Here is an 18,238-nt window from a genome sequence, read left to right on the forward strand (position 1 = left end):
TATCGTTGACGACCATCGCGAGCAAGCTCGCTCCTACAAAGAATCATCAACACCTAAACAAATAAAGAAGAACAGCATGCGCACACTAACGATTGAACCCTTGACCAAAGAAGCCTTCGCCCCTTTCGGTGACGTCATCGAAACCGACGGCAGCGATCACTTCATGATCAACAACGGTTCGACCATGCGCTTTCACAAACTGGCGACGGTCGAAACCGCCACGCCAGAGGATAAGGCGATCATCAGCATCTTCCGCGCCGACGCGCAGGACATGCCGCTGACCGTCTGCATGCTGGAGCGCCATCCGCTGGGCAGCCAGGCTTTCATTCCGCTGCTCGGCAACCCCTTTCTGATCGTGGTCGCGCCACTTGGCGATGAACCTGTATCAGGCTTGGTCCGCGCCTTCGTCACCAACGGCAGGCAGGGCATTAATTACCATCGCGGCGTCTGGCACCACCCGGTGCTGACGATCGAAAAGCGGGATGACTTCCTGGTGGTTGATCGCAGTGGCACAGGCAATAACTGCGATGAGCATTTTTTCAAAGAGGATGAGCGTTTGATCCTTGCCCCCCACCAATAAGAGAAGGTCTGATCACTCGACAACAGAGTGACAGGCGAGAGGTAAAGACTGTGGAAGCACATCTGTTGGAATGGCTGAACCTGAGCGTGCGCTGGGTTCACATGATCACTGGCGTGGCCTGGATCGGCGCGTCGTTCTATTTCGTCTGGCTGGAAAACAACCTCAACCGGGTCAACCCGAAGAGCGGCCTGGCCGGCGATCTCTGGGCGATTCACGGTGGCGGGATCTACCACCTGGAAAAATACAAGCTGGCTCCACCGACCATGCCGGACAACCTGCACTGGTTCAAATGGGAAGCCTACTTCACCTGGTTATCGGGGGTCGCACTGCTGTGCGTGGTGTTCTACTCCAACCCGACCCTGTACCTGCTGGCCCCTGGCAGCAGCCTGAGCGGCCCTGAAGGCGTACTGCTGGGCCTCGGCTCGCTGTTCGTCGGCTGGTTTGTCTACTCCTTCCTGTGCGACTCGGCCCTGGGCAAACGCCCTGCCCTGCTAGGTGGAATCCTGTTCGTACTGATCATCGGCGCCGCCTACGGCTTCAGCAAAGTGTTCAGTGGTCGGGGTGCCTACCTGCACGTTGGCGCCATCATCGGCACCATCATGGTGGGTAACGTGTTCCGCATCATCATGCCGGCGCAGCGCGCACTGGTAGCGGCGATTGCCGAGAACCGCACGCCGGATCCGGCCCTGCCGGCCAAAGGCCTGCTGCGTTCGCGTCACAACAACTACTTCACCTTGCCGGTGCTGTTCATCATGATCAGCAACCACTTCCCGAGCACCTACGGCAGCCAGTACAACTGGTTGATCCTGGCCGGGATCGCCGTGTTGGCCGTGTTGGTACGCCACTACTTCAACACCCGTCACGACAGCCACAAGTTTGCCTGGACCTTACCGGTGGCAGCGGTGGGCATGATCAGCCTGGCGTACGTCACCGGCCCTGCGCCGATGATGAACCCGGACGTGGCCAAGTCTGCGGCGAAGATCGAGTACCAGCCGCTGCCGGAAACCGCTGTCGGTGGTGGCGCAAAACCCGCTGAAACCGCACCGGCCGCCGCCCCTGCGCCAGCACCCGCCCAGGCATCCAACACAGGTCCGGCCTTCGACAAGGTGCACAGCGTGATTCAGGAACGTTGCTCGGTCTGCCACTCGGCCAAGCCCACCAGCCCGCTGTTCAGCGCGGCACCGGCTGGCGTGATGTTCGATACCCCGGAACAGATCCGCCAGAACGCCGCGCGCATTCAGGCCCAGGCCGTGGCCACCCAGATCATGCCACTGGGCAACATCACCCAGATGACCCAACAGGAACGTGACCTGATCGGCGCCTGGATCGCTCAGGGAGCTTTGACCCCTTAAGTAGCTGAAAACATCGCGGGCAGCTCGCCCCCACAGGGATGACCCAGACCTGTGGGGGCGGTGATCCGGCTGCCCGTGATCAACCGCACAGCGGTTGCCTGATGCACAAAATCACAAGAATAAAAAAGATCCGAGGTGTTGCATGTCCGTGTCATCCGAAGCGCGCATCCCCGACGCACCCGCTATCCAGCGATTGCCTGTGTTGCAACTGATCCTGGTAGGTCTGCAACATGTTCTGCTGATGTACGGCGGAGCCATCGCGGTTCCGCTGATCATCGGACAGGCCGCCGGCCTGAGTCGTGAAGAAATCGCCTTCCTGATCAATGCCGACCTGCTCGTCGCCGGTATCGCCACCATCGTGCAATCCCTGGGGATAGGCCCCATGGGGATCCGCATGCCGGTGATGATGGGCGCCAGTTTTGCCGCCGTCGGCAGCATGGTGGCCATGGCCGGCATGCCCGGTATCGGCCTGCAGGGAATCTTCGGCGCAACCATCGCCGCCGGGTTCTTCGGCATGCTCATCGCACCGTTCATGTCCAAAGTGGTGCGCTTCTTCCCTCCCCTGGTGACCGGCACCGTCATCACCTCGATCGGTTTGTCGCTGTTCCCCGTCGCCGTCAACTGGGCCGGCGGTGGCAACGCCGCGGCAGAGTTCGGCTCTCCCGTTTACCTGGCCATCGCCGCCCTGGTACTGGGCACCATCCTGTTGATCCACCGCTTCATGCGCGGTTTCTGGGTCAACATTTCAGTGCTGATCGGCATGGGCCTGGGCTACATCCTCTGCGGTGTGATCGGCATGGTCGACCTCAGTGGCATGGCGCAGGCTCCCTGGGTTCAGGTGGTCACGCCGCTGCACTTTGGCATGCCGCAGTTCCACCTGGCGCCGATCCTGTCGATGTGCCTGGTGGTGGTGATCATCTTCGTCGAGTCCACCGGGATGTTCCTGGCACTGGGCAAGATCACCGGCCAGGAAGTCTGCCCCCGCATGCTGCGCCGCGGCTTGCTGTGTGACGCCGGCGCCTCCTTCTTCGCCGGCTTCCTCAACACCTTCACCCACTCCTCGTTCGCCCAGAACATCGGCCTGGTACAGATGACCGGCGTGCGTTGCCGCTCGGTGACCATCGTCGCCGGCGGGTTGCTGATTCTGCTCAGCCTGCTGCCCAAAGCGGCCTTCCTGGTAGCCTCGATTCCACCGGCGGTACTCGGCGGCGCGGCGATCGCCATGTTCGGCATGGTCGCGGCCACCGGGATCAAGATCCTCCAGGAAGCCGACATCGCCGACCGTCGCAATCAACTGCTGGTCGCGGTGAGTATCGGCATGGGCCTGATTCCCGTGGTTCGCCCGGACTTCTTCGCCCACTTGCCGTTGTGGATGAGCCCGATCACCCACAGCGGCATTGCCATGGCCACCCTCAGCGCGCTGACGCTGAACCTGTTGTTCAACATCCTCGGCGGTAGCGAACGCGCGGCTATCAACGATTGTCACGCAAACGCCCATTGATCGATTGACGGGCGGCGCAATGGCCGCCCTTTTCACCGCTCGACCCGCAAGACGACGTACACGCATGACAGGCAGACCGGCAGCCGATCCGGTCGCAGTCGGCGGCTGCCTGCGCATTAAAAATAAGAATAATCAGGGAGCAACACCATGTTACGTACACCTTCAAGCCTGCTCTTGAGCGGCACACTGTTCGCGGCCACCCAGGCCATGGCCGGGGACTTGCTGCTGTGGCAGACCAACAGCCTGAGCTACCTGTACGGCAAGAATTTTGCAATCAACCCCTCGATCCAGCAGACGGTGACCTTCGAGCACGCCGACCGCTGGAAGTACGGCGACACCTTTCTGTTCGTCGACAAGATTTTCTACAACGGCCAGCAAGACCCCAACAAAGGTCCCCACAGCTTTTACGGCGAGTTCAGCCCACGCCTGTCCGCGGGCAAGATCTTCGACCAGAAACTGCAGTACGGCCCGATCAAGGACGTGCTGCTGGCCATGACCTATGAATACGGCGAAGGCGAAAGCGAGGCCTACCTGATCGGTCCCGGCTTCGACCTCGCCGTGCCTGGCTTCAACTACGTCACGCTGAACTTTTACCGTCGCCAGACCGAAGGTCCGCGCCCTGGCGACGGCGTCTGGCAGATTACGCCGACCTGGTCCTACACCATCCCTGTCGGCCGCTCCAACGTCCTGATCGATGGATACCTCGATTGGGTGGTGGACAACGACCAGAACTCGCGCGGCACGTACCACGCCAACCTGCACCTCAATCCACAGATCAAGTACGACCTGGGCAAGGCACTGAACGGCCGCGAGAAACAGCTCTATGTCGGTGCCGAGTACAGCTACTGGAAAGACAAGTACGGCGTCGAGCACAGCTCGAACCTGGACACCAACCAAAACACCGCCAGCCTGCTGGTCAAGGTGCACTTCTAGAATGGCCCGCAACGATGCCCCAGGCCTGTTATCGGTGCTCCGTTGCGAGGCGCTTGAGCCATGGCGCGGGAGCCAGTATTCTCCGCGGCCGTCTGAATCTGGTCTAAAAAAAAGCCCGGATCAAAATCCTGACCAGAAAGCCAACTTATCCCGGCCCTGGACGGTCACGAGGCAGAGTCTACTAAACGCCGAATGGACGCTTGACCGACTGTTTTCGAACAGCCGGGCTGGCGTTCTTTTGCTTTTTAAAAGCCTTGGCCCAGCATTTGCCGGGAGCTCTGAAGCTGATCGATTGGATGATTTTTGCAGCATCGAGAAAAGGCGCCACACCAGAGCGCCGTCTGACAAAAAAAACGTGGAACCACCTACTTTGGGAGCAACCGAATGAAACGTATGTGCGCTAGCCTGATGCTCGCGGGATCCTTGCTGGCAGGGGGCCAGGCAATGGCCGAAGATCTGCTGCTGTGGCAGAACAACAGCCTGAGTTACCTCTACGGCAAAGACTTTCAAGTCAACCCGCGTATCCAGCAGACCGTGACGTTCGAGCACGCCGATGCCTGGAAGTACGGCGACAACTTCTTCTTCATCGACAAGATTTTCTACAACGGTAAAGAGGATGCCTTCGCGGGTGAGAACAGCCACTACGGCGAACTCCAACCGCGCCTGTCGTTCGGCAAGATCTTCGACCAGAAATTCGAATTCGGCCCGATCAAGGACGTCCTGCTGGCCATGACCTATGAGTTTGGCGAAGACGACACCGAGTCCTACCTGATCGGTCCAGGCTTCGACCTGGCGATTCCGGGCTTTGACTACTTCCAGCTGAACTTCTACAACCGCCATACCGAAGGTGGTCGCCCGGGTGACGATGTCTGGCAGGTCACTCCGGTCTGGTCCTACACCATTCCAATGGGCAGCTCTGACGTACTGATCGACGGCTTCATGGACTGGGTGGTCGACAACGACGTGAACGACAAAGGTGAATACCACGCCAACCTGCACTTCAACCCACAGATCAAGTACGACCTGGGCAAGGCGTTGCATTTTGGCGAGAAACAGCTGTACGTGGGTGTCGAATACGACTACTGGAAAAACAAGTACGGTATCGAAGACAGCCAAGGCTTCAAGACCGACCAGAGCGTGACCAGCTTCCTGGTGAAAGTGCACTTCTGATCCGGCTCAGCCAGATCGAGTCTCCGGCCGCCCCCTACACAAGCGCATCGAGTGCAAGGGGCCATGCCGGCGGTGATGGATCATTCCCCTGCGCTGCGCGGGAATGATCTACATCTAAAAAACTGATTAAACCATCGCAAAATTCGCAACCATTGATCGATATGACTGGCATAGCATGGCGCCATTCCATTCTTTCAAGGGATTGCACCCATGACGTCATTTCGCACAGTACTCAGCCTGCACACCGGCCAACCCGCGTCTGATGGTGCCGGGGTCAAACTCACTCGCGTCTTCGGTGGCCCGGGGGTCGAGCGCTTCGATCCGTTTCTGATGCTCGATGAATTCGGCTCGGAAAATCCCGACGACTATATCGCCGGTTTCCCACCTCACCCGCACCGTGGTTTCGAAACCGTGACCTATATGCTCGAAGGCCGGATGCGCCATGAAGACCGCCTGGGCAACGTCGGTTTGCTGCAAAGCGGTGGCGTGCAATGGATGACGGCGGCCAAAGGCATCATCCACAGCGAAATGCCGGAGCAGGAACAAGGCGTGATGCGTGGCTTCCAGCTGTGGCTGAACCTGCCGGGCAAGCACAAACTCGACCCGGCCGGTTATCGCGACATTCCACCGGCCGAGCTGCCACGCGTGAAAACCGCGCAAGGTGTCGAGGTGCTGGTGATCGCCGGCCTGTTCGAAGAGGGTGCGGTCAAACAGGCTGGCGCGGTACAACGGCCAGACACTGAACCCCACTACCTCGACCTGCACCTGCCAGCCGGCAGCCACATCACGCCAGAACTGCCGGACGGGCATCGGGCGCTGCTGTATGTCTACGAAGGCAGCATCCAATTGCAGGGCCATCCGCACAGTGTGGCCGCCAGTAAACTGGTCCGTTTGTCGGATAAAGGGACAGTACACCTGAGCAGCCCGTCAGGAGCCCGCGTGCTGTTGATGGCTGGCAAGCCACTGGGTGAGCCTATCGTGCAGTACGGACCGTTTGTGATGAACACCCGGGACGAGATCGAACAGGCGCTCCGGGATTTTCGTGATGACCGGCTGACTGCCTGAGGTATTCCACGCCTGCAACCAGGCCATCGCGAGCCAGCTAGCGATGGCCGCGCACGGTACTCAAGCCGGGATGGCAGGCTCCTGCAACCGCAAAAACCGGCACAACTCATCGCGCTTGGCCAAGGCATCACGGCGGCCGAGCTCGATCAGTTCACTGCAATATCCGGATTCAAACAACAAATAGCTCAACACCCCGGCACCGCTGGTCCTGGTCGCACCCGGCCCGCGCAGGAACAGGCGCAACGCCGCCGGCAGCTCCTGGCGGTGACGCGCGGCGATCTCGTCGATCGGCTGGCTCGGCGCAATCACCAGCACCTCCACGGGCGCCACCCCCAGCTTGCGGGCCGAACTGCCCGGGGGCATCACATGGCTGAACTGGTTCAAGCGCTGCAGCAACTCGATGTCGCTCTCCAGGCTGTCGATGAACGTGCTGTTGAGCATGTGCCCGCCGATCTGTGCCAGCGACGGCTGCTGTCCACTGTAGGTACGTTGCAAGGGGTTATCCGGGTCGACACCGCGCGGATTGCCGCTGACCCCCACCACCAGCACCCTGTTGGCGCCCAAGTGCAACGCCGGGCTGATGGGGGCCGACTGCCGCACAGCCCCGTCGCCGAAATACTCGCTTTCGATTTTCACCGGGGCAAACAACAACGGGATCGCCGAGCTGGCGAGCAAATGATCAACGGTCAATTGGGTCGGCACGCCGATGCGCCGATGGCGCAGCCAGGCATCGATGCTTCGGCCACCCTGATAGAAAGTCACGGCCTGCGCGGACTCATAGCCGAACGCGGTCAGCGCCACGGCGTGCAATTGCTTTTGGGCGATGGCCTGGTTGATCCCGGACAAATCCAGTTTGTCGTTGAGCAGTTCCCGCAGCGGTGAACTGTCGAGCAGCGCCACCGGGACCTTGGCACCGATCCCCAGCAAGCTGTGAATGACAAAGCGACTGGCCTGGCGGATCACCCCTGGCCAGTCGCTGCGCAGTACTTGTCGACTGCGAAAGCCTTGCCAGAATGCGGTCAGGCGTTCGACCGCCGCGGTAAAGTCCGTCGCCCCGCTGGCCAGGCTCACCGCATTGATGGCACCGGCCGACGTGCCGACGATCACCGGAAACGGGTTGGCAGCCCCTGGGGGCAGCAATTCGGCAATGGCCGCCAGCACCCCCACCTGATATGCCGCACGAGCCCCACCGCCGGAAAGAATCAGTCCTGTAACCGGCTCAGCTGAACTCATCGCAACACTCCATGGCGCCTGGGGGCTTCAATCCAGCGGGGTTGGTTCAACCACGCTTGTCGTACAGTTTCGGCTCGCCTGGCGGGCGGCTCTTGAAGCGTCGGTGAGCCCAGAGATATTGCTCCGGGCACGCACTGACAGCGCGTTCGATCCACTGGTTGATGCGGATGCAATCCACTTCGTCGCTTTCCCCGGGGAAATCGCTGAACGGCGCATGGATCACCAGGCGGTAACCACTGCCATCGGCCAGACGCTCCTGGGTGAACGGCACTACCAATGCCTTGCCCAGCTTGGCGAACTTACTGGTGGCCGGAACCGTGGCCGCCATGATCCCGAACAAGGGCACGAAGATACTCTGCTTGGCGCCGTAATCCTGGTCCGGTGCGTACCAGATCGCCCTGCCCGAGCGCAGCAACTTGAACATGCCGCGCACGTCTTCGCGCTCGATGGCCAGCGAATCGAGGTTGTGCCGCTCGCGACCCCGGCGCTGGATGAAATCGAACAGCGGGTTTTTATGTTCGCGGTACATGCCGTCGATGGTGTGTTGCTGACCGAGCAAGGCCGCACCGACTTCCAGGGTGGTGAAGTGCAGGGCCATCAGGATCACGCCCTTGCCTTCGCGCTGAGCCTGCTTGAGGTGTTCCAGGCCTTCGATGTGGGACAGGCGCGCCAGACGCTCGCGCGGCCACCACCAACTCATGGCCATTTCAAAGAAGGCGATACCGGTGGAGGCGAAGTTATCCTTGAGTAGACGCTTGCGTTCGGCGGGTGTTTTCTCCGGAAAACACAACTCAAGGTTGCGCTTGGCAATGCGGCGGCGGTCGCCAGCGACCCGATACATGCCGGCACCGAGCACGCGACCGATGCGCAACAGCCACGGATACGGCAACTGAACGACCAGCCACAGCAGCCCTAGACCGCACCATAGCGGCCAAAAGCGTGGCGAAAGAAATGCAGCTCGAAATTGCGGGCGATCCATTAACGATTCCGGAAAGACAATGGCCGCGCATTCTACAACGGTTCGACCCGGCTTGCGGCCTGCGGGCGTTCTCGTTATAAGTCTCGGCACTTTTAGTGACAAGCCGTTTTATGCCGACCATGAGCCAAACCGACCCGCTAGACCAAGATCCCGTGTTCCAGTTGAAGGGCAGCATGCTCGCCATTACGGTGCTGGAACTGGCCCGCAACGACCTGGAAAACCTCGACCGTCAACTGGCGGCGAAGGTCGCTCTGGCCCCCAACTTTTTCAGCAATGCCCCGCTGGTGCTGGCCCTGGACAAGCTCCCAGCCACTGAAGGCGCTGTGGACCTGCCCGCGCTGATGCGTGTTTGTCGCCAGCATGGCCTGCGCACACTGGCCATCCGCGCCAGCCGCATCGAAGACATCGCGGCGGCGATTTCGGTCGACCTGCCAGTGTTGCCACCGTCCGGTGCCCGTGAACGGCCGCTCGACCCGCTGGAAGGCGAAATCAGGAAAAAACCGGAAAAACCGCCCGAACCCACGGTAAAACCGACGCGAATCATCACTTCGCCAGTACGGGGTGGCCAGCAGATTTACGCCCAGGGTGGCGATTTGGTAGTGGTTTCCTCGGTCAGCCCGGGGGCGGAACTTCTCGCCGATGGCAACATCCATGTATACGGCCCGATGCGCGGTCGTGCGCTGGCCGGTGTAAAAGGTGACACCAAGGCACGGATTTTCTGTCAGCAAATGAGCGCTGAACTGCTGTCCATCGCCGGCCACTACAAGGTTTCCGAGGACTTGCGCCGTGACCCGCTATGGGGCTCCGGCGTACAAGTCAGCCTGTCGGGCGACGTGTTGAACATCATTCGGCTTTAACGGATACTGCCGCATTTTCCAAGCATCTCTAAAACGTAGTGAAAACGGCTCAAACGAAGTAGGAAAAAGGCACAAAGCAGTGTTTACCGGAGGTAAACCCCGCCCCAGGCCGGATTCCAGCCAAGGCTGTCCGACTGCAGTAGTTTTCAAGAGATGTTTTTCGGGGCTAAACGTCCTTTTTCCTTAGGGGTAAAACACCTTGGCCAAGATTCTCGTGGTTACATCCGGCAAGGGTGGTGTGGGTAAAACCACCACCAGCGCCGCTATCGGTACCGGCCTCGCTCTGCGTGGTCACAAAACAGTCATCGTCGACTTCGACGTCGGCCTGCGTAACCTCGACCTGATCATGGGTTGCGAGCGTCGCGTGGTGTATGACTTCGTCAACGTGGTCAACGGCGAAGCCAACCTGCAGCAGGCCCTGATCAAGGACAAGCGCCTTGAGAACCTCTACGTCCTGGCCGCCAGCCAGACCCGCGACAAAGACGCGCTGACCGTCGAAGGCGTGGAAAAAGTCCTGATGCAACTCAAGGAAGACTTCGAGTTCGTGGTCTGCGACTCCCCGGCCGGTATCGAGAAAGGTGCCCATCTGGCCATGTACTTCGCCGATGAAGCGATCGTCGTGACTAACCCGGAAGTGTCCTCGGTCCGTGACTCCGACCGCATGCTGGGCCTACTGGCCAGCAAGTCCCGTCGCGCCGAAAGAGGCGAAGACCCGATCAAGGAACACCTGCTGATCACCCGTTACCATCCAGAGCGCGTGAGCAAGGGCGAAATGCTCGGCGTCGAAGACGTCAAGGACATCCTCTCGGTGACCTTGCTCGGCGTGATCCCTGAATCCCAGGCGGTGCTCAAGGCATCCAACCAGGGTGTTCCAGTGATCCTCGATGACCAGAGCGATGCCGGCCAGGCCTACAGCGATACCGTTGATCGCCTGTTGGGTAAAGACCGCGAACACCGGTTCCTTGATGTCGAGAAGAAGGGATTCTTCGAGCGCCTGTTTGGAGGTAGATAATGAATCTTTTTGACTTCTTTCGTGCCAGCAAAAAAGTAAACACCGCGTCGGTAGCGAAAGAGCGTCTACAGATCATCGTGGCGCATGAACGCGGCCAGCGCAGCACCCCTGACTACTTGCCAGCCCTGCAGAAGGAGTTGGTCGAGGTGATCCGCAAGTACGTCAATATCGGGTCCGATGATGTGCATGTCGCACTGGAAAACCAGGGCAGCTGCTCGATTCTGGAACTCAATATCACCCTGCCAGATCGCTGAGTCGATCCGGCTGGAGCCACGGCGGCTCAGGTCCTTTCCGAACTGGAAAGGGCCTGAGCCGCCGTTGGCGTTTGTTACGAGGCTGTTTTAATGCCGCTGTCGAATATCCGCATCATCCATCAGGACGCCGCTGTACTGGTGGTGGACAAGCCTACGCTGCTGCTCTCGGTGCCCGGTCGCGCCGATGACAACAAGGACTGCCTGATCACCCGCCTGCAAGAAAACGGCTACCCGGAAGCCCGCATTGTCCATCGACTGGACTGGGAAACGTCAGGGATCATCCTGCTGGCACGCGACCCGGATACCCATCGCGAACTGTCTCGGCAGTTTCATGACCGTGAAACCGAAAAAGCCTACACCGCGCTGTGCTGGGGCCAACCGGAACTGGACAGTGGCAGCATCGATTTGCCACTGCGCTACGACCCGCCGACCAAGCCACGGCATGTGGTGGATCATGAGTTCGGCAAACATGCGCTGACCTTCTGGCGTGTACTGGAGCGCTGCGGCGACTGGTGCCGCGTGGAGCTGACGCCCATCACCGGCCGCTCGCACCAGTTGCGCGTACACATGCTGTCCATCGGTCATCCGCTGCTGGGTGACGGGCTCTATGCCCACCCACAGGCCCTGGCGGCCTGGCCGCGGTTATGCCTGCATGCCAGCATGCTCAGCTTTACCCACCCGCAAAGTGGCGAACGCCTGCGCTTTGAGTGCCCGGCACCGTTCTAAGAGCCTTGAACCTTGCTCGTGGAACCCATCGACACCTGAAGGACCTCGGACCGATGACGCTTAACTCACTCCCATTGTCGACGCCCCTTGAGAAAGCCCCGCAACAGCTGCTTTATCTCGTCTACGGCGACAACGACGTGTACCGGCGCGAAGCCAAGTTCAGCATGCTCACCGCCCTCGCCCAACTCAAACGGGGCGAGTCGCTGTGCATCAGGGTCATGACCGATCGCCCGCAGGACTATGTGGGCTGGCCGGTCGACACCCTCTTCCTGAGCGAGCAGACCCTCACGGCCTGGCAGGGCGAAAACGGTTATCACCACCGACGCAAGGCCTGCGCCATCGCCGAAGGGCTGAAACTGGCGCAAAAGACCCTGTTCGTCGACACCGACACCCTGTTTCTGGAAAACCCCCATCGCCTCTTCGAGCGGATCGGGCCAGGACAGTATGTGATGGACCGCTTTGAGTACGACTGGAGCTATGTGTGCGAGCGCCCGGACTATGTGAAGCTGGGCAAGTGCCTGCTCGCCCATGACATCTCTGCGCAAAACAGCTTCAAGCTGTACAACAGCGGCCTGTGTGGCGTCACCGACGGCGATACTCCCCTGCTTGAAACGACCGTCCGCCTCATCGACGAGTGGACCCGGGACTCGTTCGATATCCATACGATCGAGCAGATTGCCCTGTCATTCTCGATGCGCGACAAGCCGGTGCAAGAAGCCAAGAAATTCATTTATCACTATTTTGCCGAGAAACGCTTTTTCCATGCCATGCAAAAGCACTTCTTCACCCGGCATGGCGAAGCGTTCCGCCCCGAACTCCCCGTGCTCTGCACCGAAGTGCCATGCCGCAAGCCATTTCCCTCGCCCTGGCAGCGCCTGCGCATCAAATGGAAGTTGCGCAACACGCGTGGCAGCATGAAAAAAGTCGGTCGCAACCTGCTGTACGGCAGTGCCGCTCCCGATCACCCGTACTACGAGGTCTGCCGGCATGAATGGTGGGAATCCGCCTCCCGGGAGATTCTGCGCTGGGACGAAAGCACGCAGAAAAAATTCATCGGGAGCGAAAAGGGTCGCTGGCCAAAACACCTGCCCAAACCTGCAAAGTCGGCCGATGAACAGACCATCATTGCCTATCTGCGCAAGCGTTTGACACATTGATCCGCAGTTGCGAGTCCGTTGCCGTGCCGCCAAAGCACTTGCCCAAAGCCTTGGGCCAATACGTTAAACTCGCGACACTGCTGTCTGGAGCTACTTATGCGCGAAGAGTTGAACCAAGGCCTGATCGACTTTCTCAAGGCCTCCCCTACCCCGTTCCATGCCACCGCCAGCCTTGTTCAGCGCCTGGAAGCGGCGGGCTATCAGCGGCTCGATGAGCGCGAGCCCTGGACCACCGAAGCCAACGGTCGTTACTACGTGACCCGCAACGATTCCTCGATCGTTGCCATCAAGATGGGCCGCAACTCCCCGCTGTACGACGGCATCCGCATGGTCGGCGCCCATACCGACAGCCCCTGCCTGCGGGTCAAGCCGCAACCTGAACTGCAACGCCAGGGATTCTGGCAGCTGGGTGTCGAAGTCTATGGTGGCGCCCTGCTCGCCCCGTGGTTTGACCGCGACCTGTCGCTGGCCGGCCGTGTGACCTTCCGCCGTGACGGCAAGGTCGAAAGCCAGTTGATCGACTTCAAGACACCGATTGCCACCATTCCCAACCTGGCCATCCACCTCAACCGTGATGCCAACCTGGGCTGGGCCATCAATGCGCAGACCGAACTGCCGCCGATCCTCGCGCAGTTTGCCGGTGACGAGCGCGTGGACTTTCGCGCGGTGCTCACCAATCAGCTCGCCCTGGAGCACGGCCTGAACGCCGACGTGGTGCTCGACTACGAGCTGAGTTTCTACGACACCCAGAGCGCTGCTGTTATTGGCCTGCATGGCGACTTCATTGCCGGCGCGCGCCTGGACAACCTGCTGTCGTGCTACGCCGGCCTGCAAGCATTGCTCAATGCCGAGACCGACGAAACCTGCGTGTTTGTCGCCAACGACCACGAAGAAGTCGGCTCCTGCTCGGCCTGCGGCGCCGACGGCCCGATGCTGGAGCAGACCCTGCGGCGCCTGTTGCCTGAAGGCGAAGAGTTCGTCCGCACCATTCAGAAATCCCTGCTGATTTCGGCCGACAACGCCCACGGCGTACACCCCAACTACGCCGACAAGCACGACGCCAACCACGGCCCGAAACTCAACGCCGGCCCGGTGATCAAGGTCAACAGCAACCAGCGCTACGCCACCAACAGCGAAACCGCCGGGTTCTTCCGCCACCTGTGCATGGCCGAAGAAGTCCCGGTGCAGAGCTTTGTGGTCCGCAGCGACATGGGCTGCGGCTCGACCATCGGCCCGATCACCGCCAGCCACCTGGGCGTGCGCACCGTGGATATCGGCCTGCCGACCTTCGCCATGCACTCGATCCGTGAGCTGTGCGGCAGCCATGACCTGATCCACCTGGTGAAAGTGCTCAGCGCGTTCTACGCCTCTCGCCAATTGCCTTGAGCCTGGGGGTGGCGAGGGGCCGCGCTCCCTCGCCCCATCCGGCACCCGGGCTACTTGAGCCATCAGTGACAAACATCAATCTGTCCCGCACGAAAGCCACCTAAACTCAAACCTGTATATTTCTAAGGCCATCGCCATGATCTCGATGTCTCTGTTCAACGCCCTGCTCATCCCCATTCTGACGGGCATGATCCTGCTGGCCATCGGCTTCAACTTTCGCGACAAAAACGCCGGTGTGTTTGCAATGTGGGTCGGCATGCTGATCATCCTCGCCACCGTCGTGATCAAGATTCTCGCCAAACTCAACGAATAAAAGCGCACTGCGCTCGCATTGGTATTACCCCCCTCGTACACTCGGTCAACCTTTACCTGTCGAGGTTGACCGCCCCGTGTTCGCTCGCCTGCTTGCCCTGCCGTCCACACTGTTGATTTGCCTGCTGATGTGGCTGCCCATGGCACCCGCCCATGCGGTCGGTTTGCCGGGCCTGCTTGGCGGCTCGGCCAAGGCCCAGCCCGAGGCCACGGAACCTTTGGGGCAATCGCTGGACGAGGTGATCAAGGCGCTGGAAAACGATCAGCAACGGACCCGGCTGCTGGCTGACCTGAAGAAGTTGCGCGACGCCACCAAGCAAGCCCAGCCGCCCGCCGAAGATGGGGTGCTCGGCCTGATCGGCAGTACCCTGGGCAACCTCGAAAAACAGTTTTACGGCGACGCCAGTCCACTCGCGCGCTGGTCCGCCGAGTTCGACCTGGCCAAGGAAGAGTTCAACGCGCTGCTACTGCCCGCCAGTGAATGGCTGCCCATCGTCTTTGCCTTCGCCCTGATCCTGATGCTCTGGAGCCTGTTGGCGGCCGCATTGATCTGGCTCAGCCATCGTTTACGCATGCGCTTCGGCCTGACCGAAGAATTGCCGCAACACCCCAAGACCTGGGACCTTCTGCGGTTCGCCCTGCGCAAACTCGGCCCCTGGCTGATCGCCCTGCTGATCACCGTGTACATGAGCTACGCGCTGCCGTCGTCGCTGGGGAAATACCTGGCCATGGTGCTGGCCTATGCACTGGTGGTCGGCACCTGTTTCTCGGCCGTCTGCGTCATCGCATTTTCCCTGCTCGACGGCCCGCACCGCCACCGCGCCCTGTACATCCTGCGGCATCAGGCTTTCCGCCCACTGTGGCTGATCGGCAGCTTCGCCGCCTTCGGCGAAGCCCTGAACGACCCGCGACTGGTCACCAGCCTCGGTGTCCACCTGGCCCACAGCACCGCGACCGTGGCCAATGTGCTGGCCGCCTTGTTCACCGGCCTGTTCATCCTGCGTTTTCGCCGGCCCATCGCCCACCTGATCCGCAACCAACCCCTGGCCAGGCGCCTGACCCGCCGGGCATTGAGTGACACCATCGATATTCTCGGGACCTTCTGGTATTTGCCCGCATTGGTGCTGGTGGGGGTCTCGCTGTTTGCCACCTTCCTGTCAGCCGGCGATACCAGCACGGCGTTGCGCCAATCGCTGATCTGCACCGTGCTGCTGGTGGTATGCATGGTCGTCAACGGCCTGGTCCGCCGCCAGGCGCTCAAGCCGCAACGCAGTGCCAAGCGCCACGCCCTGTATTCGGAGCGCCTCAAGGGTTTCGTCTACACCCTGGTACACCTGCTGGTGTGGCTGGCGTTCATCGAACTTGGCCTGCGGGTCTGGGGCCTGTCACTGTTCCGCTTCACCGAAGGCGAAGGCCACGATGTCAGCGTCAAACTGTTCAGCCTGGCCGGCACCCTGATCTTCGCCTGGCTGATCTGGATCCTCAGCGACACCGCCGTGCACCACGCCCTCACCCGCTCGCGCAAGGGCCTGGCCAACGCCCGCGCCCAGACCATGATGCCGCTGATCCGCAACGTGCTGTTCGTGGCGATCTTCATCGTTGCGCTGATCGTGGCCCTGGCCAACATGGGCATGAACGTCACGCCACTGCTGGCCGGTGCCGGCGTGATCGGCCTGGCCATCGGTTTCGGTGCGCAGTCGTTGGTGGCCGACCTGATCACCGGCTTGTTCATCATCATCGAAGACTCCCTGGCCATCGACGACTACGTCGATGTCGGCGGCCACCTGGGCACCGTCGAAGGCCTGACCATCCGCACCGTGCGCCTGCGGGACATCGACGGCATCGTCCACACCATCCCGTTCAGCGAAATCAAAAGCATCAAGAACTACTCACGGGAATTCGGCTACGCCATCTTCCGCGTGGCCGTGCCCTCCAACATGGAAATCGACGACGCCATCAAACTGATGCGCGAAGTCGGCCAGAAAATACGCACCGACCCCCTGCAACGACGCAACATCTGGTCGCCCCTGGAAATCCAGGGCGTGGAAAGCTTCGAATCCGGCAACGCCATCCTCCGCGCCCGATTCAAGACCGCACCGATCAAGCAGTGGGAAGTGTCGCGGGCATTCAACCTGTCCCTCAAACGCCACCTCGACGAAGCCGGGCTGGACCTGGCGACACCGAGGATGAACATTCAAGTGATGACCGCCGGTGGCGGGCAAGCGAAGGAATAAGCCTTACAAGCGGACGCGAAGCGTTCAGCCCTACCTCCCTCCCGCACAACCAACCAAAGCGGGCTGCTCCGCAGCCCAGCGGGAGCAAGCTCCCTCGCCACAAAAAGCAAAACAACACACCTCTATACCTGCACACCTGTGCACTTCACACCTGTGCACTTCACACCTGAGTACCTCACACCTGAGTACCTCACACCTGAGTACCTCACACCTGCATACCTGCATGCCCCCCACTCAACAGGCCGAGCGTTAGCTCGCCTGCCGCTCTTGCTTTGGCTTTTGATCCACCCGCCCCATCGGTAGGCCGAGCGCAGGCGTTCATCAGGGGAATGGCGCGCAGCGCCCCTTGACGCAGTCGAGGACATCGCATGGAGGTCGAGCGAAGCCGACCGGAGGGCGATGCCCCCTGAGGAATGCCGGAGCCGAGGGAACCCCGAGCCTTGGCGAGGGGCCGGACGCTCGGGGCGAAGCGTTTTTTTGCTTACTTTTTTTAGGCGCTTGTAAAAAAAGTGAGTCGCCGTCAGGCGAAACCATAAGTCGCCGTGACCGCAGCAACGGATATGTACACCCGCAAGAGCCACCACTCAAACCACATCAACCCCCACATGAATCGCATCATGCCGCCAAAACTCCAGATCACAATCAATCAACCGCTCATACTGATCATAATTAACGCGAGCAATCCGCAACCCCGGACTCCCCAGCGACACCCGCAACGCCGCCGCCGCATCCACCGGTAACGACGTCGGCACAATCTCGAACCGCACCCGCCCATAATGCAAATCGTAATGCCGCGCATACAACTCGGTAATCGACTGATTCAAATCGAACTCGAGAATCCCCGGGAAAAACTGCGGATTCAGGTAATGCTCCACATACAGCACCAACCGCCCATCAATGCGCCGGGACCGGCAGATCTGAATCACACTCGACAGCGCCGGTAACTGCAACCAGCCACACACCGCCGCCGACGCCGGCTGCAAACGCGCCGAGATCACCTCGGTCGATGGCTCCCGCCCCTGGGCACTGACCATCGCGTGAAAATGGCTGCGTTGCATCAGGTTGTAGGCCAGGCGCGGGGGCGACACAAACCAGCCGCGACGCTCCTCACGATAAATCTGCCCCTGGGCTTCGAGCTGCAACAGCGCCTCACGCACCGTGATGCGCGTGGTGCCGAACAGCTCACTGAGCTTGCGCTCGGCCGGCAGCTTGCTCGCCGGTGCCAGCAAGCCATGATCGATCTGTTCCTGCAGGACCTGACCGATGGCTGTCACCGCCTTGATTGCCTCTTCACGCATCAACGTTACCTATCTGGACTAGACCAGCACTGATTCGGGGCCGGAACGCGCCAAAAGACGCCTCCTCAAACGTAGCGCAAGCCTAGGCAATCCATATGACTGATCCATGACAAAGCCGCCGGATGGCGACGCAAGGTCTGTGCAAATTAACGACCAAGTCCTTGAAAACCGGGAGTGTAACCATGGTCT

General features: G+C 60.5%; 17 protein-coding genes. 14 read left to right on the forward strand and 3 right to left on the reverse strand.

Translation table 11 applies throughout. The features are described from left to right. The first annotated feature begins 76 nt into the window (after positions 1–76). From CKW29_RS03535 to CKW29_RS03560, 6 genes are all read left to right on the forward strand, one after another. Positions 77–580 carry an ureidoglycolate lyase gene (locus tag CKW29_RS03535; protein ID WP_007898831.1) on the forward strand — a complete coding sequence of 168 codons (504 nt, stop codon included), beginning with the start codon at positions 77–79 and terminating at the stop codon, positions 578–580. 50 nt (positions 581–630) lie between these two features. After that, positions 631–1,932 carry a urate hydroxylase PuuD gene (locus CKW29_RS03540; RefSeq protein WP_095143980.1) on the forward strand — a complete coding sequence of 434 codons (1,302 nt, stop codon included), beginning with the start codon at positions 631–633 and terminating at the stop codon, positions 1,930–1,932. A gap of 142 nt (positions 1,933–2,074) precedes the next feature. Beyond that, positions 2,075–3,433 carry a nucleobase:cation symporter-2 family protein gene (locus CKW29_RS03545; RefSeq protein WP_095143981.1) on the forward strand — a complete coding sequence of 453 codons (1,359 nt, stop codon included), beginning with the start codon at positions 2,075–2,077 and terminating at the stop codon, positions 3,431–3,433. Between the two features lie 147 nt (positions 3,434–3,580). Then, the gene (locus tag CKW29_RS03550; protein WP_095143982.1) at positions 3,581–4,366 is read left to right on the forward strand and encodes an outer membrane protein OmpK; all 786 of its coding nucleotides are present in this window, start codon (positions 3,581–3,583) and stop codon (positions 4,364–4,366) included. A 384-nt stretch (positions 4,367–4,750) separates the two neighbouring features. Next, on the forward strand, positions 4,751–5,536 hold the full coding sequence (locus CKW29_RS03555) for an outer membrane protein OmpK (RefSeq protein WP_095143983.1): 786 nt from the start codon (positions 4,751–4,753) through the stop codon (positions 5,534–5,536). Positions 5,537–5,746: 210 nt separating this feature from the next. Then, positions 5,747–6,601, forward strand: coding sequence for a pirin family protein (locus CKW29_RS03560; protein ID WP_095147953.1), 855 nt, complete (start codon positions 5,747–5,749; stop codon positions 6,599–6,601). Between the two features lie 60 nt (positions 6,602–6,661). On the opposite strand, the gene CKW29_RS03565 is transcribed toward CKW29_RS03560, so the two are convergent. Together CKW29_RS03565 and CKW29_RS03570 are read right to left on the reverse strand one after the other, a co-directional pair. Beyond that, complete coding sequence (locus CKW29_RS03565) at positions 6,662–7,834, reverse strand: patatin-like phospholipase family protein (protein WP_095143985.1); 1,173 nt, start codon at positions 7,832–7,834, stop codon at positions 6,662–6,664. Positions 7,835–7,880: 46 nt separating this feature from the next. Continuing rightward, positions 7,881–8,813 (reverse strand): lipid A biosynthesis lauroyl acyltransferase, encoded by a 933-nt coding sequence (locus CKW29_RS03570; RefSeq protein WP_095143986.1) that lies wholly within the window; start codon positions 8,811–8,813, stop codon positions 7,881–7,883. A 119-nt stretch (positions 8,814–8,932) separates the two neighbouring features. Here CKW29_RS03570 and minC point away from each other — a divergent pair, with 119 nt between their 5' ends. The 8 genes from minC (at position 8,933) to CKW29_RS03605 (ending at position 16,751) form a co-directional block, all read left to right on the forward strand. Then, positions 8,933–9,670: a septum site-determining protein MinC gene (gene minC, locus CKW29_RS03575; protein ID WP_095144072.1), complete on the forward strand. Its 738-nt coding sequence runs from the start codon at positions 8,933–8,935 to the stop codon at positions 9,668–9,670. 199 nt (positions 9,671–9,869) lie between these two features. After that, a complete protein-coding gene (gene minD, locus CKW29_RS03580) occupies positions 9,870–10,682 on the forward strand; it encodes a septum site-determining protein MinD (RefSeq protein ID WP_095143987.1) in 813 nt (270 codons plus the stop codon). Beyond that, positions 10,682–10,936 carry a cell division topological specificity factor MinE gene (gene minE, locus CKW29_RS03585; protein ID WP_095143988.1) on the forward strand — a complete coding sequence of 85 codons (255 nt, stop codon included), beginning with the start codon at positions 10,682–10,684 and terminating at the stop codon, positions 10,934–10,936. Before minD ends, minE begins: the two co-directional genes overlap by 1 nt. Positions 10,937–11,026: 90 nt before the next feature. After that, positions 11,027–11,662, forward strand: a complete 636-nt coding sequence (locus CKW29_RS03590) for an RluA family pseudouridine synthase (RefSeq protein WP_007940846.1) — start codon at positions 11,027–11,029, stop codon at positions 11,660–11,662. A gap of 53 nt (positions 11,663–11,715) precedes the next feature. Then, complete coding sequence (locus CKW29_RS03595) at positions 11,716–12,819, forward strand: hypothetical protein (protein WP_095143989.1); 1,104 nt, start codon at positions 11,716–11,718, stop codon at positions 12,817–12,819. Positions 12,820–12,915: 96 nt separating this feature from the next. Next, a complete protein-coding gene (locus CKW29_RS03600) occupies positions 12,916–14,205 on the forward strand; it encodes a M18 family aminopeptidase (protein WP_095143990.1) in 1,290 nt (429 codons plus the stop codon). Positions 14,206–14,341: 136 nt separating this feature from the next. Continuing rightward, a complete protein-coding gene (locus CKW29_RS25760; RefSeq protein WP_172736429.1) occupies positions 14,342–14,518 on the forward strand; it encodes a hypothetical protein in 177 nt (58 codons plus the stop codon). A gap of 76 nt (positions 14,519–14,594) precedes the next feature. Beyond that, positions 14,595–16,751 (forward strand): mechanosensitive ion channel family protein, encoded by a 2,157-nt coding sequence (locus CKW29_RS03605; RefSeq protein ID WP_095147954.1) that lies wholly within the window; start codon positions 14,595–14,597, stop codon positions 16,749–16,751. A 584-nt stretch (positions 16,752–17,335) separates the two neighbouring features. Here the strand turns inward: CKW29_RS03605 and CKW29_RS03610 are convergent. Beyond that, on the reverse strand, positions 17,336–18,049 hold the full coding sequence (locus CKW29_RS03610) for a UTRA domain-containing protein (RefSeq protein ID WP_095078366.1): 714 nt from the start codon (positions 18,047–18,049) through the stop codon (positions 17,336–17,338). Positions 18,050–18,238 lie beyond the last annotated feature (189 nt).

Source organism: Pseudomonas sp. Irchel s3a18 (assembly GCF_900187535.1).
In the GTDB taxonomy this organism is placed as follows: domain Bacteria; phylum Pseudomonadota; class Gammaproteobacteria; order Pseudomonadales; family Pseudomonadaceae; genus Aquipseudomonas.